General features: G+C 41.6%; 17 protein-coding genes. All 17 read right to left on the bottom strand.

Translation table 11 applies throughout. From position 1 onward, the window contains the following. Positions 1-32: 32 nt before the first annotated feature. Positions 33-1283 (bottom strand): threonine ammonia-lyase IlvA, encoded by a 1251-nt coding sequence (ilvA, locus tag STO1_RS01540; protein ID WP_096421651.1) that lies wholly within the window; start codon positions 1281-1283, stop codon positions 33-35. A 79-nt stretch (positions 1284-1362) separates the two neighbouring features. After that, positions 1363-2385: a ketol-acid reductoisomerase gene (gene ilvC, locus STO1_RS01535; RefSeq protein ID WP_000290683.1), complete on the bottom strand. Its 1023-nt coding sequence runs from the start codon at positions 2383-2385 to the stop codon at positions 1363-1365. 90 nt (positions 2386-2475) lie between these two features. Next, complete coding sequence (gene ilvN / locus STO1_RS01530) at positions 2476-2952, bottom strand: acetolactate synthase small subunit (protein WP_001253806.1); 477 nt, start codon at positions 2950-2952, stop codon at positions 2476-2478. Beyond that, positions 2945-4645 carry an acetolactate synthase large subunit gene (locus STO1_RS01525; RefSeq protein WP_096421649.1) on the bottom strand — a complete coding sequence of 567 codons (1701 nt, stop codon included), beginning with the start codon at positions 4643-4645 and terminating at the stop codon, positions 2945-2947. Before STO1_RS01525 ends, ilvN begins: the two co-directional genes overlap by 8 nt. A gap of 330 nt (positions 4646-4975) precedes the next feature. Further along, positions 4976-7057: an elongation factor G gene (gene fusA / locus STO1_RS01520; protein WP_096421647.1), complete on the bottom strand. Its 2082-nt coding sequence runs from the start codon at positions 7055-7057 to the stop codon at positions 4976-4978. Between the two features lie 283 nt (positions 7058-7340). Beyond that, positions 7341-7811, bottom strand: coding sequence for a 30S ribosomal protein S7 (gene rpsG / locus STO1_RS01515; RefSeq protein ID WP_000087873.1), 471 nt, complete (start codon positions 7809-7811; stop codon positions 7341-7343). A gap of 19 nt (positions 7812-7830) precedes the next feature. Beyond that, positions 7831-8244 (bottom strand): 30S ribosomal protein S12, encoded by a 414-nt coding sequence (rpsL, locus tag STO1_RS01510; RefSeq protein ID WP_001142332.1) that lies wholly within the window; start codon positions 8242-8244, stop codon positions 7831-7833. A 316-nt stretch (positions 8245-8560) separates the two neighbouring features. After that, complete coding sequence (locus tag STO1_RS01500) at positions 8561-9160, bottom strand: response regulator transcription factor (protein ID WP_045617710.1); 600 nt, start codon at positions 9158-9160, stop codon at positions 8561-8563. A 1-nt stretch (position 9161) separates the two neighbouring features. Further along, positions 9162-10259, bottom strand: a complete 1098-nt coding sequence (locus tag STO1_RS01495; protein ID WP_096421645.1) for a sensor histidine kinase — start codon at positions 10257-10259, stop codon at positions 9162-9164. 4 nt (positions 10260-10263) lie between these two features. Then, on the bottom strand, positions 10264-10998 hold the full coding sequence (locus STO1_RS01490) for an ABC transporter permease (protein WP_061598051.1): 735 nt from the start codon (positions 10996-10998) through the stop codon (positions 10264-10266). A gap of 12 nt (positions 10999-11010) precedes the next feature. Continuing rightward, on the bottom strand, positions 11011-11886 hold the full coding sequence (locus STO1_RS01485) for an ABC transporter ATP-binding protein (protein WP_045617712.1): 876 nt from the start codon (positions 11884-11886) through the stop codon (positions 11011-11013). Next, on the bottom strand, positions 11873-12067 hold the full coding sequence (locus STO1_RS01480; RefSeq protein WP_007520695.1) for a hypothetical protein: 195 nt from the start codon (positions 12065-12067) through the stop codon (positions 11873-11875). Before STO1_RS01480 ends, STO1_RS01485 begins: the two co-directional genes overlap by 14 nt. Next, on the bottom strand, positions 12064-12270 hold the full coding sequence (locus STO1_RS01475) for a hypothetical protein (RefSeq protein WP_000390701.1): 207 nt from the start codon (positions 12268-12270) through the stop codon (positions 12064-12066). The genes STO1_RS01480 and STO1_RS01475 overlap by 4 nt, the downstream gene beginning before the upstream one ends. Before the next feature lie 124 nt (positions 12271-12394). Beyond that, complete coding sequence (locus STO1_RS01470) at positions 12395-14062, bottom strand: DAK2 domain-containing protein (RefSeq protein WP_061598053.1); 1668 nt, start codon at positions 14060-14062, stop codon at positions 12395-12397. Between the two features lie 2 nt (positions 14063-14064). Next, positions 14065-14430: an Asp23/Gls24 family envelope stress response protein gene (locus STO1_RS01465; RefSeq protein ID WP_000216435.1), complete on the bottom strand. Its 366-nt coding sequence runs from the start codon at positions 14428-14430 to the stop codon at positions 14065-14067. A 152-nt stretch (positions 14431-14582) separates the two neighbouring features. Continuing rightward, a complete protein-coding gene (gene rpmB, locus STO1_RS01460; RefSeq protein ID WP_001140948.1) occupies positions 14583-14771 on the bottom strand; it encodes a 50S ribosomal protein L28 in 189 nt (62 codons plus the stop codon). A 106-nt stretch (positions 14772-14877) separates the two neighbouring features. Beyond that, positions 14878-15552, bottom strand: coding sequence for a LiaF transmembrane domain-containing protein (locus STO1_RS01455; protein ID WP_045617716.1), 675 nt, complete (start codon positions 15550-15552; stop codon positions 14878-14880). Positions 15553-15554 lie beyond the last annotated feature (2 nt).

The raw sequence follows: 15554 nt of genomic DNA, 5'->3' as shown, positions 1-15554 counted from the left end.
CGCAAATAATATGATAATAATTTTATTTTAGTTTAAACTAACATGTTATACAATGTTTCGTTTCCATTCAAATTAATATAAGACGGGTCAAACTTTTCCATACGATGAATCAATCCAGCATAATCATGCTTATTGGCAAGAGCAATCCCAATCAATACAGGTCCTGTCCCCTTGCTGGCCCGTTTGATATACTCAAAACGAGTGATGTCATCATTTGGCCCCAAAATGTCATTTACAAACTCTCGGAGAGCTCCTGGACGTTGTGGGAAATTCACTACAAAGTAATGCTTGATGCCATCGTAAATCAAGGCACGCTCTTCCATTTCAGGCATACGGTTAATATCGTTATTTCCTCCAGAAATGATGCAGCAGATTGTTTTGCCTTTGATATAGTCCGATAGAACTTCCAAGGCTGCAACACTGGCAGCTCCAGCCGGTTCGGCGACAATCCCTTGCTTGGAATAAAGATCAATCAAGGTCTCTGAAATCAAGCCTTCATCCACTCCTATAAGAGTTTCAACATTCTGACGTGTCGCTTCATAGGTCAACTGGCCAACTTTCTGCACAGCTATACCATCAGCAAACTTGTCGATTTCTTTTAGTTTAACTGGCTCTCCAGCTTCAAATGCCGCCTTCATCGAACGGGCACCATTGGCTTCAACACCAATGACTTCAATTTTCGGATTCATTTCCTTGATATAGGTAGAAACTCCCGCAATCAGACCTCCACCACCAACAGGAACGAGAACCGTGTCAAAGTCGATTGACTCTTTCCGAGCTTCTTCCAAAATTTCATAGGCAACCGTCCCTTGCCCTGCCTGAACATGGACATCATCAAAAGGATCGATAAAGGTTCTATTTTCTGAAACAGTGAATTCTTGGGCTGCCTTAGCCGAAGCGTCGAAAGTATCTCCGACCAATTTGATCGTTACATAGTCTCCTCCAAAGAAACGAACTTGCCCAATCTTTTGTTGAGGCGTTGTGATAGGCATAAAAATTGTCGCAGGAATTTTCATCTCGTTACAAGTATAAGCGACACCTTGAGCGTGATTCCCCGCTGATGCACAGACTACACCACGCTCACGTTCTTCTTTTGTCAATTGCGAGATGGCATAATAAGCTCCACGAATTTTAAAAGAGCGAACGCGTTGCGCATTTTCCTTTTTCAGATAGATCTTAGCTCCATACTTTTCTGATAAATAATGATCATATTCTAGTGGTGTATTCACTACTACATCACTTAAAACTTTGTGGGCTTTCACCACGTCTTTTGCACTTAACATTGCCCCCTCCTCAAATACTGTTTAAGATAAAAAGCGAGTTAGGCACCCCCAACTCGCCTTCTGTTTTTCTTCACAAGAATTAGTTATAGATTTTGAATGCATCATCGTCGTTTTTACCAACGAATGGCATTGCTTTACGCAATTCTGCACCAACTTTTTCAATTTCAAGGTTCGCTGCTTGTTCACGGTAAGCAGTCAATTTTGGACGTCCAGCTTTATAGTCATTTACAAAGTCATTTGCAAATTTACCATTTTGGATGTCTGCCAAGACAGCTTTCATGTTTTCTTTAACTTGCTCAGTAATCACACGAGGACCTGATACATAGTCACCGTATTCAGCAGTGTTAGAAATTGATTGACGCATTTTCTTGAATCCACCTTCATAGATCAAGTCAACGATCAATTTCATTTCGTGAAGAACTTCAAAGTAAGCCAATTCTGGAGCGTATCCTGCTTCTGTCAAGACTTCAAAGCCTGCTTCGATAAGAGCAGTCAAACCACCACAAAGTACAGCTTGTTCACCAAACAAATCTTCTTCAGTTTCTTCTTTGTAAGTTGTTTCAAGCAAACCAACACGAGCTGCTCCAACACCTTTACACCAGTCCATAGCAATATTTTTCGCATTTCCTGTAGCGTCTTGATATACTGCATAAAGAGCTGGAACACCAAAACCTTCTTCGTAAGTACGACGTACCAAGTGTCCTGGCCCTTTAGGAGCACACATGAAGACATCTACATCTGCAGGAACTTTGATAAATTCAAAGTGGATGTTGAAACCATGGGCAAATCCAACTGCATTTCCAGCTTCCAAGTTTGGAGCGATTTCTGCTTCATACAATTCTTGTTGGATTTCATCTGGTGCCAAGATCATAATAACGTCAGCCAATTTAGTTGCTTCTGCTACTGTATAAGTGTCAAATCCATCTTCTTTTGCTTTGTCGAAAGATTTACCTGGACGTACACCGATAATGACATCACGACCTGAATCACGCAAGTTTTGCGCATGCGCATGTCCTTGTGAACCATAACCGATTACGGCGATTTTTTTACCGTCAAGCGCTGCTACTTTAACATCTTTTTCGTATTCCATTTGAACTGCCATAGTTTTTCTCTCTTTTCTATTTTTTATTGCCTCATAGGCTGGTTTAACAAATTTATGCTGGATTTTATACTCAATAAAAATCAAAGAGTATTAGTCGCGGGTAAATCCAGTTGCACCCGTACGAGCGATATTTTTAATACCATATGGTCGAATCACTCGCAATAAAGCTTCACTCTTTTCAGCATTTCCAGTCATCTGGATAGTGATGGAGCTTGGAGCCACATCTACTACCGTTGCACGGAAAGGTTGGATAATGGCCAAGATTTCTGCACGTTTTTCAGCAGGAGCAGATACCTTCACCAAGATAACTTCTCTTTCCAAGTGTGGTTTATCTGTGATATCTCGAATGCGAATCACATCAATCTGACGATTCAGTTGTTTAATGATTTGCTCTACTTCATCGTGTGAAGCTACATCGATAATGATGGTAATCCGTGATACATCAGGATTCTCTGTCGCACCAACTGAGATACTCTCAATATTGACTTGACGACGTGAAAGGACACCTGTAAAACGATTGAGGACTCCTGAACGATTTTGTAGTTTTGCTGTTAACATTCTACGCATGGAACTTCACCCCCAACATCTCATGATTGCTCTTACCAGCTGGTACCATCGGTAAAACCTGTTCCTTACGAGAAATATCCACCTCGATAAACATCGGCACATCCTCCAGAATGACTTCTAGATCCTTCTCTAGCGTCTCCGGATTATCAAATTTATAGTTTTTGATGCCGTAAGCCTGTGCCATCAACTGGAAATCAGGAAGTGTATCAAAGACTGACTCGGAAGTTCTACCCTCATAGAAGGATTCCTGCCACTGACGAACCATTCCTAGGGAGTGGTTATTCAACATGACAACCTTAATCGGTACCTTGTAAATGTTCAAAATAGCTAGTTCCTGATTGGTCATCTGGAAGCCACCATCACCGACAAAAAGGATGACTTCTTTTTCCGGATTGGCAATCTTAGCTCCGATAGCTGCAGGAACTCCAAATCCCATGGTACCTAAACCACCTGAAGTGACTAACTGGCGCTCATTTTGGTAAGGATAATACTGAGCCGTCCACATTTGGTGTTGACCAACGTCAGTTACAACAATGGCATCTCCATTCGTCAACTCACCGATGCATTCAATAACAGCCTGAGGTTGAACCACACGTTCTTTCTTATCATAAGAACGAACTCGATTCTTGTCCTTGGTGACTTTTTCAATCCATTTCTCAGTATTGTTATGAACAGTTGGTTCTGCCAACAGCATCTGCAAGGCTTTCTTAGCATCGCCCACCACAGGAATATCTTCTCTGATAATCTTACCAATCTCGGCTGGATCAATGTCGATATGAGCAACCTTGGCATTTTTAGCAAAGGTCTTAGGATTTCCGGTCAAGCGATCATCGAAACGACAACCAATACTAATCATAAAGTCGGCTTCCGTCATGGCAATATTAGCCGCGAAAGACCCGTGCATGCCTCCCATTCCAAGAAAGAGCGGATGATTCGTTGCAATCGTACCTTGCCCTAAAAGACTGGTTACTACTGGGATTTGGTAGCGTTCAGCAAACTCATTGAGTTCTGTAGCTGCTTCTGCATAACTAACTCCACCACCTGCTAATAAAACAGGTTTCTTGGCTTTTGACAATTGCTTCAAGATCTTCTTGATTTGCATGTCATTTGGCTCCAGAGTCGGCTGATAGCTTGGTAAATTCACTTCGGGTGAATAGATGAAATCTGTCTCTAAGGCAGATACGTCTTTTGGTAGGTCAATCACGACAGGCCCTGGACGACCTGTCGTTGCGATATGAACAGCTTCCGTAATGATGCGAGGAATATCTGCCGTCTCACGAACTTGGTAATTGTACTTAGTGATTGGCATGGTAATTCCCACGATATCCGCCTCCTGAAAGGCATCCTTTCCAATCCCTGCTCGCGCCACCTGACCCGTAAAGACCAAAAGGGGAACGCTATCGCTCATGGCATCTGCAATCCCTGTAATGGCATTTGTCGCTCCCGGTCCGCTCGTGACGACGGCAACACCCAACTTTCCAGTTGATTTGGCATATCCTTCAGCTTCGTGCAAACAACCTTGCTCATGGCGTCCTAAAATGTGGCGAATGCCTTTAAAATTATATATCGCATCATACAAAGGCAAGACTGCACCACCAGGATAGCCAAATATGGTATCAATTCCTAAATCACGAAGTGTTTCCAAAACTAGATCCGACCCCGTCTTAGGAGATTCTAAACTGATTTTCTCCATTGTTCCCCTTTCTCTTCTCTTAAAAATAGCTTGTTACTATCATACCATTTTTTCAAAAATTTTCAAGACAAAAGAAGCAATTTTCTGAATTTTCTATCTAAAAGTGTATTTATGAACTTTTTTATCATTTTTATTAACATATCATCAAAATAAGGAACTTTTCCTTACTTTCATTTATTAAATCAGTCTAATTTCTTCGTACATGGGATGGAAGTTGGCAAGATTTTCATTTAATTCCTAAATTTCCATAATATATTCAGCAAATCTGTGTGAAATAAAGGTAATAAAAAAGGAAACCACTATGTGACTTCCTTCTATTGCGAAGACAGATTATTCTTCACCTTTGTTTTTCTTAATGATTTCTTCTTGTACTGACTTAGGTACATCTTCATAGTGGTCAAATACCATCATGAATGTACCACGTCCTTGAGATGCAGAACGAAGAACTGTTGCGTAACCGAACATTTCAGCAAGTGGAACGTAAGCACGAACGATTTGGCTGTTACCGTGTGCTTCCATACCATCTACACGTCCACGACGAGCAGTTACGTGACCCATAACATCACCAAGGTTTTCTTCTGGAACAGTGATTGTTACAAGCATCATTGGTTCAAGGATAGCTGGTTGTGCAGTCTTAGCAGCTTCTTTAAGTGCAAGAGATGCAGCAATCTTGAAGGCAGTTTCAGATGAGTCGACATCGTGGTATGAACCATCGTAAAGTTTAGCTTTAACGTCAACAATTGGGTAACCTGCAAGAACACCGTTAGCCATTGCTTCTACAAGACCTTTTTCAACCGCTGGGATAAATTCACGAGGAACCACACCACCGACGATTGCGTTTTCAAATTCGAATCCTTTACCTTCTTCGTTTGGAGTAAATTCAATCCATACATCACCGAATTGACCTTTACCACCAGACTGACGTTTGAAGAATCCACGTGCTTGAGTAGAAGCGCGGAATGTTTCACGGTAAGATACTTGAGGAGCACCTACGTTCGCTTCAACTTTAAACTCACGACGCATACGGTCAACAAGGACGTCAAGGTGAAGCTCACCCATACCAGAGATAACTGTTTCACCAGTTTCAACGTTTGTTTCAACGCGGAATGTTGGATCTTCTTCAGCCAATTTTTGAAGAGCGATACCCATCTTGTCTTGGTCTGCTTTAGATTTTGGCTCAACCATCAATTGGATAACTGGTTCTGGAACGTCGATTGATTCAAGGATGATTTTAGCTTTTTCATCAGTCAATGAGTCACCAGTTGTCGTATCTTTCAAACCAACGGCAGCAGCGATATCACCTGAGTAAACAGTGTCGATTTCTTTACGGCTGTTAGCGTGCATTTGAAGGATACGTCCGATACGTTCACGTTTACCTTTAGATGTGTTTAACACGTATGAACCTGATTGAAGAACACCTGAGTATACACGGAAGAAGGTCAAACGACCTACGAATGGGTCTGTCATGATCTTGAAGGCAAGAGCTGCGAATGGCTCTTCGTCAGATGCTGGACGAGTTTCTTCTTCGTCTGTATCTGGATTAATACCTTTGATCGCTGGGATATCAAGTGGGCTTGGAAGGTAGTCGATAACCGCATCAAGCATCAATTGAACACCTTTGTTCTTGAAGGCAGAACCACACAATACTGGGAAGAATTCAACGTTGATAGTCGCTTTACGGATACCCGCTTTCAATTCTTCGTTAGTGATTTCTTCACCTTCGAGATATTTCATCATCAATTCTTCGTCAGTTTCAGCAACTGCTTCGATCAATTTTTCACGGTATTCTTGTGCTTGTTCAAGATATTCAGCTGGAATATCCTCTTCAAGGATATCTGTACCAAGGTCGTTTGTATAGATTTCAGCTTTCATCTTGATCAAGTCGATGATACCACGGAAGTCATCTTCAGCACCGATTGGCAATTGAATTGGGTGTGCATTTGCTTGAAGACGATCGTGAAGTGTGCTTACAGAGTAAAGGAAGTCAGCACCGATTTTGTCCATTTTGTTGGCAAATACGATACGTGGAACTCCGTACTCAGTTGCTTGACGCCAAACTGTTTCAGTTTGAGGCTCAACACCTGATTGTGAGTCAAGAACAGTAACCGCACCGTCCAATACACGAAGAGAACGTTGTACTTCAATTGTGAAGTCCACGTGCCCTGGTGTGTCGATGATGTTTACGCGGTGGTTGTTCCATTGAGCTGTTGTCGCAGCAGATGTGATAGTGATACCACGTTCTTGCTCTTGCTCCATCCAGTCCATTTGTGACGCACCTTCGTGAGTTTCACCGATTTTGTGGATTTTACCAGTGTAGTAAAGAATACGCTCAGTAGTTGTTGTTTTACCGGCATCGACGTGAGCCATGATACCGATATTACGAGTTTTTTCAAGTGAAAATTCGCGTGCCATGAGGTTTGTTTCTCCTATTTATTTTTGATTTCTATTCTATTATAACACGATTTTAATAAAAACGGATAGGCAGGACCTACCCGTTCTCAATGTTTATCTTGTTTTTGTTGGTTTCAACTTGTGAGATGGGAAGTTGAGTTGAACTAGGGCTAAAAGCTCAAGTTAGCTGATTTGAACCCGAGCGAGGCCCGGTGCAAAAAAGATAAACTGCTTTGTGTTCACGGAACACTGCATCAGTTTCCTATTTTTGCCTTGGGCCTTTACCGCTCTTGGTATCATTTTATTACCAACGGAAGTGTGCGAAGGCACGGTTAGCTTCAGCCATACGGTGAGTGTCTTCACGTTTCTTAACTGCTGCACCTGTGTTGTTCGCAGCATCCAAGATTTCTTTTGCAAGACGGTCTTGCATTGTGTGTTCACCACGAAGGCGAGCGATGGTTACCAACCAACGAAGTCCAAGTGTTGTACGACGTTCTGGACGAACTTCAACTGGGACTTGGTAGTTAGATCCACCAACACGACGTGCACGTACTTCAAGTACAGGCATGATGTTTTCCATAGCTGTTTCAAATACTTCAAGTGCATCGTTACCAGTAGCTTCTTTGATTTGCTCAAAAGCACCGTAAACGATTGAAGCAGCTGTACCACGTTTACCGTCAAGCATAACGCGGTTGATAAGACGAGTAACTAGTTGTGAATTGTAAAGCGGATCTGGCAATACATCACGTTTTGGAGCTCTATTTTTACGACTCATTTCTCTTTATCCCCTTTCCTTATGCTTTTGGACGTTTCGTACCGTATTTAGAACGGCCTTGTTTACGATCGTTAACACCTGCAGTATCAAGTGCACCACGGACGATATGGTAACGTACCCCTGGAAGGTCTTTTACACGTCCACCACGAAGAAGCACCACGCTGTGCTCTTGCAAGTTGTGTCCGATACCTGGGATGTAGGCAGTAACTTCGATAAGGTTGCTCAAACGTACACGAGCAAATTTACGAAGGGCAGAGTTAGGTTTTTTAGGTGTCATTGTTCCCACACGAGTTGCAACACCACGTTTTTGTGGTGAAGAAACGTTTGTTTGAACTTTTTTATGACTGTTGTAACCAACGTTCAAAGCTGGTGATTTAGATTTTTCTACTTTTGATTTACGCGGTTTGCGAACCAATTGGTTAATTGTAGGCATCTACATTCTCCTGTGTTTTTTTATTTTTGGTGATGATACACTTGGTGACAGCTACCATCTGTGTGTACTTTTGCAACATTTGTCAGCACGTCCCTGTACACTTTTGAGAGACCAAAAGTAAAAAGTACCGTCTATTATTGTAACACAATTTTTCCTTCATTGTCAAGATATTTTTCATTTTTATTCTGATCTTTTCACTCTTTGACACTAGCTTTCACCCCTTTTCTAAACCAGAAAAGGAGGCAATTGGCCTCCTCCTTTCTAGTATGGTTTTCCTTCAATTAAACATTCGTTTGAGATGTTTTTAGCATTCTTATCAAAGCCAACCTGATTCGTTTGCGATGTTGGCTGCCTCTGTACGATTGCCTGCATCTAGTTTCGAAAGAATATTAGTGACATAGTTTCGGACGGTTCCGTTTGATAGATAGAGTTGGTCTGCAATTTCTTGGTTGGATAAACCCTGAGCGATTCCCTTTAAGACAGCAACCTCTTGTTCTGTCAACGGATTGGGATGCGTCATCACCACTTCCATCAATTCAGGCGAATACTCCTTGCGCCCTTCGAGGACAGTGTGCAAGGTTTGCATGAGGTCTGCAATGCTTCTTTCTTTCAAGACATAGGCATCCACTCCAACCTTAATCGCGCGTTCAAAATAGCCAGGGCGCTTGAAGGTTGTCACCACAACCACCTTTGTTTCTAACTTTTCTGCTCGTATCCACTCCAAGACTTCGAGGCCAGTCTTAGCAGGCATTTCTACGTCAAGGATGGCGATATCGACAGACTCCTTTTCTAGGAGTTGGATTGCTTCTTGCCCATCCTTGGCTTGTAAGACAGACTCCACATCCGCTTGAAAGGCAAGCAACTGGCACATGGCATCTCGCAACATACTTTGGTCTTCTGCAACAAGTAGTTTCATCTTAGTTTCTCTCCTTATAAGGTAGTCGTACTTGCACTTCTGTTGGACACTTCTGACTGATCACCTTTACATCTCCCAAAAATGGAAGAACACGATCTCGAACTGTATGGAGCTCATCCCCCTTTATAGAAGGAAAGCCACAGCCATCATCTCTCACTGTTAGAATGAGTTCTTTCTCTGTCCGTTCTAATTTTAAGTAGACTTTAGACGCTTTAGCATGTTTGATGACATTGGTCACTAACTCAAGTAAAATCATGGAAGCCATTGACTCCAATTCCTGAGTTAAGCTAGCTGTATCTAGTTGATTAGCTATTTCCACCCCAATTCCAGCAATTTCTAACATCTTTTTCACAGTCTCTAGTTCTGATGTCAAAGTTCTAGACTTAAGATTTTCCACAATGGTTCGAACTTCACGCATTGATTCTTTGCTAATTTGCTGTATTTCTCTTAATTCCTTTTCCACCTGTGGATAAGCCTGCATCTGAAGAAGTTGGAGGGCAAGGTCCGTCTTCACACTCAACATAGCAAAGGTATGACCTAGACTATCATGGAGATCCTGACCGATACGATTGCGTTCATTTTCAGCCAAGAAAAGATTAAGCTTAGCATTTTGTTTCATCTTTTCTTCTTTTATTTCCTCCGACACTCGAATTCGATAAAGACCAAAGGTCAGTGCATCGGAAAAGATAAAGGTCACCAAGAAAAAGAGGAGGTCCCAGGGACTAACATGACTGACCATATAGATTCCGGTCAGAATGAACGGTTGCAAGACAACAAAACTGACAAAACGCCAAGAGTGAAAAGAAATCTCATCCAGCTCATAAATAAGGAGATTGGATAAATAGAAGATAAACCAGGTGAAACCCGAACTCAGCCAAACCGATGTATAAAAAATGTAGGCAAGCATGATCCACCAAGCCATCCACAGCACAGTGCGACTCTGACTGGCTAAAACCGAATAGAAGGCAAGTACAAATAGTAGGGTCCATAGCAAGGTTAAAAGCGGGTAATCTCCAACGATAACACCCGCTATAGGAAAGATGATAAACACAATTGAAATATGAAACATATAATGAATGTTTTTAAATTTTTCCAACATAGATTTATTTTACCTCAATCCGTTTTTTCAGCTGGATTACCAGTACACCAAAGAAAACTGTATAACCTAGTACAACCAAGGCAGCAAGAATATTAAATTCGTGGTGCTCCAAATAAGTAGAGACAACCTGCATCAGTTGATAGGTTGGGGTCAGTTTTCCAATGGATTGGAGCCATTCTGGGAAGGAACTCAAAGGGAACCAGAGTCCACCTAGGACAGCCAAAGCAATATAGGCAATATTTCCAATAACCGTCATCAATTGAGCACTAGGAAGCAAGCTCACCAAGACCCCCATGCTGATAAAGACCACGCTTCCGACCAGCAACATAACTCCAATCACCAACCAGTCAAGCCAAGGTAGAGTAACCCCGCGGACAAAATGACCTACTGAAAAGACAACTATAATTGATAACAAGAAAGTTAGCAGAGTGCTGAACAGTTTTGATACATAATATTCTACCATAGAAACAGGAGAATGTTGAATCAATTTTTGCCAGTTGTTCGTCTTATCAGACTCGAGTGTGCTTGGGATACTGAAAAAAGCACTTGACATGATACTAAAGAGCGTCATGGCAAAAAGATAGGCTTGAAGAGCAATTTCTGGAATATCTGACCCTAACATCATACCAGAAAAGATAAGGTAAAACACACTTGGAAGTCCGATGGATAGCAAGTAGTAGACTGCTTGCCGTTTCATCAGAATGATTTCCACTTTCATGAGACTTGTCATATTTTTCATCGTCAATCTCCTTTAGTCTTGAGTCGTTTCGAAGATACTGTCTAAGAGAGTTCGATTGCGAACTTCAATTTCTTCGATCATGCAGCCCTGTTCTTGCAAGACTTTCCATACCTGGCTGGCTTCTTTGGTTGTGAAGGAAAGAGCATTTTGCTTGATTTCAAGCTCTTGAATCTGGTCCAAAGTGCTGATAACTTCCTGATAAGTTAGTGGTACCGTAAAGTGTTTTTCTTGTTCTTCACCACGCATAGCATAAGGCGTCGTATCGCGAATCAATTCACCCTTGTGAAGGACCAAAATGCGGTCAGCCGTATGCTCTACCTCTTCGATATAGTGAGAAGAATAGACAATGGTGACACCATTTTGCTTTAACTGATTGACAATTTCCCAAAAATGCTGACGTGTAGAGGTATCCATTGCAGCAGTCGGCTCATCTAAAAATAGAATTTTTGGACGACCTATTAAAGACAACACAAAAGAGAACAAACGTTTTTGCCCACCAGACAGCTTGCCCGCTAACTGATTTTTCTGCTTGTCTGAGAATCTTAGCAAGTCATCAATTTCTTTGTCTGAAAGACTGTTTGGATAGATTGATTGAAAGAAGGATAAGAGTTCTTTCACTTTCAAGTCTTGAACCACCGTATTTTCTTGAGGCAAGACAGAAATAAGCTGCTTTAATCGAGGATCTGTTGGCGCAAATCCTTGAATGGCGACCTGACCTGAGCTCATGAACTTGTCGCCCAAGAGACAATCAATCAAGGTTGTTTTTCCTGCTCCGTTAGGCCCGATCAAGGCGACACATTCACCATCGTTGATTTCAAAGGAGATGTTCCGCAAGATCTCCTTGTCTTTTATCTTCTTACTTAATTTCTCAACTTTAATCACAGTCATGAGATTCTCCTTTCAACCACTTCATTCCCATAGGGAAAACGACGAAAATCATAAATCCAAAACCCCAGGCACCACGAATAAATTGGCGAAACAAGGTTTGGTCAAACCAACCAGTAAACATTTCCACTAACCATACCAAGAGTGACAGGCCGATAAAGAAATAGATGATTGCTTTTTTCATTCCTCAAACTCCTTTTTCACATCTCTGACCAATTTCAAACCTTCTCTGACAAGCCAAGACATCATTCCAAAGCCAGCAAAGAGCTCCCAAGGAAAATGGTAGAAACCCTCGTCCAATCCTGAAAACATGAGATAGGTCATAACTCCTGCTGCTACTAAACTCACTGCGACAATCATTTTATTTTTCATTTCTTCTTCCTCCATTTCATACTTCAATTATAGACTTTTGAAGTTGGCGGAGCTAGATGCTTCTGTCACTAGGAAATATGACAAATGTCATAAAAAAAGAAAGTTGCAAAATCAACTTTCTTTTTAATCGATTAAATTTTTATTCCACACTGAAAAGATATGGGTATACAGGTTGTTGACCTTGGTGGATTTCGACTTCAACGTCTTCGAATTCTTCTGCAATTTCTTGGGCGATTTGGTTGGCTAATTCTTCACTTCCATCTTCACCGACATAGAAAGTTACGATTTCACTATCTTCGTCTATCATGTGCTTCAAGGTTTCAGTCAAGGTTTGATGCATGTCAGGATTTGACACAAGGATTTTTCCATCGACCATACCAAGATTGTCATTTTCATGAATTGCTAATCCATCGATAGTTGTATCACGAACGGCTGTTGTTACACTTCCGCTTACGACATCGCCAAGGGCTGCAGTCATGCGTTCTTTATTTTCTTCGATTGATTTACTTGGGTCAAATGCAAGAAGACTCGTCAATCCTTGAGGAATTGTACGTGCTTCTACCACAACAGCAGGTTGTTCAAGCACTTCAGCCGCAGACTGAGCTGCCATAAAGATATTTTTGTTGTTCGGCAAGAAGATGATGTTGCGAGCATTGACCTGTTCAACAGCCTTGATAAAGTCTTCTGTTGAAGGATTCATCGTCTGACCACCTTCGATGACATAATCCACACCTTGGGCACGGAAGATATCTGCCAAGCCTTGACCTGCTACTACTGCGATAAGGGCGTACTCTTTTGTTTCAGCGGGCTTATTTCCTTGAGTCGCTTCTTTTTCAACTTGCGCCTCGTGTTGATTACGCATGTTGTCCACTTTGACCTTGATCAAGCTACCATATTTAAGACCTTCTTGCATGACAAGACCTGGATCTTCTGTATGGACGTGAACTTTGACGATCTCATCATCGTTGACAACAAGTAGAGAGTCTCCGAGTTCATTCAAGTAGTTACGGAATTCATCGTAGTCAAAGTCCTTAGAATAAGTTGGACCTTGTTTGAGGGCTACCATGATTTCCGTACAGTAACCGAAGGTAATATCCTCAGTTGCCACATGCCCTGCCACAGACTTGTGGTGCTCTGCATTGATCATTTCACTCATGTTTGCAGGAGTCGCTACAAAGTCTTCAGAAGCACTGTATTCACCAGTAAGAGCTGAAAGGAATCCTTCGTAGATGAAGACCAAACCTTGACCACCTGAGTCTACCACACCAACTTCCTTAAGGACTGGAAGCATTTCTGGTGTCTTAGCCAAAGCTGCTTTTGCACCTTCCAAGGCTGCACGCATGACCTCAACAGCATCATCTGTCTCCTCGGCTTTTTTCTTAGCCCCAATAGCCGCTCCACGAGAAACAGTCAAAATGGTTCCTTCAACTGGTTTCATAACCGCTTTATAAGCTACTTCGACACCAGATTGGAAGGCAAGAGCCAAGTCTTGACCTGTTAACTCATCCTTTTCCTTGATAGCTTGGGAGAAGCCACGGAAGAGCTGAGAAGTGATAACCCCTGAGTTCCCACGCGCACCCATCAAGAGCCCTTTGGCAAGAATGCTCGCTACTTCTCCAACTGTAGAAGCAGGCTTGTCTGCTACTTCTTTCGCACCATTTTCAATGGTCATTCCCATATTTGTCCCAGTATCTCCATCTGGAACCGGAAAGACATTCAATGAATTGACATATTCTGCTTGCTTATTCAAACGAGTTGATGCAGCTTGCACCATCTCTTGGAATAAACTGGTAGTAATTTTTGACACGATTATTCTCCTACAACTTTGATATTTTGAATGTAGACATTCACAGTCTGAGCAGTAATTCCTAGTTGATTTTCTAGACTAAAACGAACACGCTCTTGAATGTTTTTTGACACTTCGCTTATCTTTATTCCGTAGCTCAACACGGTATAAACATCAACTGCGATGCTACCATCTTCGGCTGCCTTCACGACAACACCCTTAGAATAATTTTCCTTACCAAGGAGGGCTTGGAAATTGTCTTTGAGGGCATTTTTACTAGCCATACCGACCACACCAAAAATCTCAGTTGCGGCACCACCTACTACGGTTGCAATCACTTCATCTGTCAGTTCGATTTGACCATCTTTTGTATTAATTTTTACAGTCATTTTTTTTACCTCAACTAGTTGATACTCTATTTTATCATATTTCAGCCCAAGTGTAAAAGCAGAATGCTGTATCGGCGGATATTTACTCTATTTTTCAAATGGTTTTATCTCTAGAGCAAAAGAAAAAGACCTAAGCGGTCTTTTCATTTTTATTAAACGCGTTCAACTTTACCTGATTTCAAAGCACGAGCTGAAGCCCAAACTTTTTTAGGTTTACCATCGATAAGAACAGTAACTTTTTGAAGGTTTGGTTTTACGGCACGTTTTGTTTGGTTCATCGCGTGTGAACGGTTGTTTCCAGATACAGTCTTACGACCTGTAAAGTAACATACTTTAGCCATTGTGTTTTCCTCCTATTAGATCTAATATAGCGGATGTGCTAGCACCACATACCGTACTATGTTATCACACTTTCTCTATTTTGGCAAGGAAATTCGAAGACTTTTTTTATTTAACGTAAACAACTCCAAGTTTACCAAAAGCAACTTCCCCACGAATAATCAAGGTTTTGTTTGTTGGTGCTACAGGAGCATCTGCCTTAGCTGCACCAAAGGATGTTTCTACTTTCAGATCGACTCGCCAGTGTTGTGGGACATAGACTGTTGCATTTCCGAAGGCCACTTCAATATTTAAAGTCGCAAAATCACCTAACATCTCTGCATTGTCATAGTAGATTTTAGCGTCCCCAAAAGCGACTTCCACTTGGTCGTCTACAATATCTTGATCTTGTTTATAGAAGGTTCCACTGCCAAAAGTGACTTCCTTATCTGTGATGACTGTTCGTTCACCGTTGTACCACCATTTTTTCTCATGCCAGAACTTACTTGAATGTGTCAGATAACCAACACCGAGTACTACTAAGATGCTAGCCCAGATGAGAGAATGATTTGTAACTGGCAACAACTCATAAGCGTAATTTGCAATGATGAGCGCCAGTAAACCTGTAAAAACTGCCGAAGTTAGATGGCGTCTAAGGATGGACTCAATGGACTTATAAGCAAAAAAAACAATTCCTAGCAAAGGCCATATCTTACCATCCAAAGAAGGAATGCCAAAATTTCCTTGCAGCAAGATCCAGGCTGCTAAAACCAATAAAATAATACCAAATGCTTTCTTTTTCATGT

The organism is Streptococcus oralis subsp. tigurinus (assembly GCF_002356415.1).
GTDB lineage: Bacteria > Bacillota > Bacilli > Lactobacillales > Streptococcaceae > Streptococcus > Streptococcus oralis_F.
Note: the sequence above shows the minus strand (reverse complement) of the source record. Positions and strands in the feature narration are given on the sequence as shown.

Excerpts from the sequence above, each read along its gene's own strand:
- STO1_RS01525 (WP_096421649.1), bottom strand. The coding sequence starts at position 4,645 with ATGGAGAAAATCAGTTTAGAATCTCCTAAGACGGGGTCGGATCTAGTT.
- STO1_RS01490 (WP_061598051.1), bottom strand. The coding sequence starts at position 10,998 with ATGAAAAATATGACAAGTCTCATGAAAGTGGAAATCATTCTGATGAAA.
- STO1_RS01485 (WP_045617712.1), bottom strand. The coding sequence starts at position 11,886 with ATGACTGTGATTAAAGTTGAGAAATTAAGTAAGAAGATAAAAGACAAG.
- fusA (WP_096421647.1), bottom strand. The coding sequence starts at position 7,057 with ATGGCACGCGAATTTTCACTTGAAAAAACTCGTAATATCGGTATCATG.
- STO1_RS01480 (WP_007520695.1), bottom strand. The coding sequence starts at position 12,067 with ATGAAAAAAGCAATCATCTATTTCTTTATCGGCCTGTCACTCTTGGTA.
- ilvN (WP_001253806.1), bottom strand. The coding sequence starts at position 2,952 with ATGCGTAGAATGTTAACAGCAAAACTACAAAATCGTTCAGGAGTCCTC.
- ilvC (WP_000290683.1), bottom strand. The coding sequence starts at position 2,385 with ATGGCAGTTCAAATGGAATACGAAAAAGATGTTAAAGTAGCAGCGCTT.
- rpsG (WP_000087873.1), bottom strand. The coding sequence starts at position 7,811 with ATGAGTCGTAAAAATAGAGCTCCAAAACGTGATGTATTGCCAGATCCG.
- STO1_RS01455 (WP_045617716.1), bottom strand. The coding sequence starts at position 15,552 with ATGAAAAAGAAAGCATTTGGTATTATTTTATTGGTTTTAGCAGCCTGG.
- STO1_RS01465 (WP_000216435.1), bottom strand. The coding sequence starts at position 14,430 with ATGACTGTAAAAATTAATACAAAAGATGGTCAAATCGAACTGACAGAT.
- STO1_RS01475 (WP_000390701.1), bottom strand. The coding sequence starts at position 12,270 with ATGGAGGAAGAAGAAATGAAAAATAAAATGATTGTCGCAGTGAGTTTA.
- rpmB (WP_001140948.1), bottom strand. The coding sequence starts at position 14,771 with ATGGCTAAAGTATGTTACTTTACAGGTCGTAAGACTGTATCTGGAAAC.
- STO1_RS01500 (WP_045617710.1), bottom strand. The coding sequence starts at position 9,160 with ATGAAACTACTTGTTGCAGAAGACCAAAGTATGTTGCGAGATGCCATG.
- rpsL (WP_001142332.1), bottom strand. The coding sequence starts at position 8,244 with ATGCCTACAATTAACCAATTGGTTCGCAAACCGCGTAAATCAAAAGTA.
- ilvA (WP_096421651.1), bottom strand. The coding sequence starts at position 1,283 with ATGTTAAGTGCAAAAGACGTGGTGAAAGCCCACAAAGTTTTAAGTGAT.
- STO1_RS01495 (WP_096421645.1), bottom strand. The coding sequence starts at position 10,259 with ATGTTGGAAAAATTTAAAAACATTCATTATATGTTTCATATTTCAATT.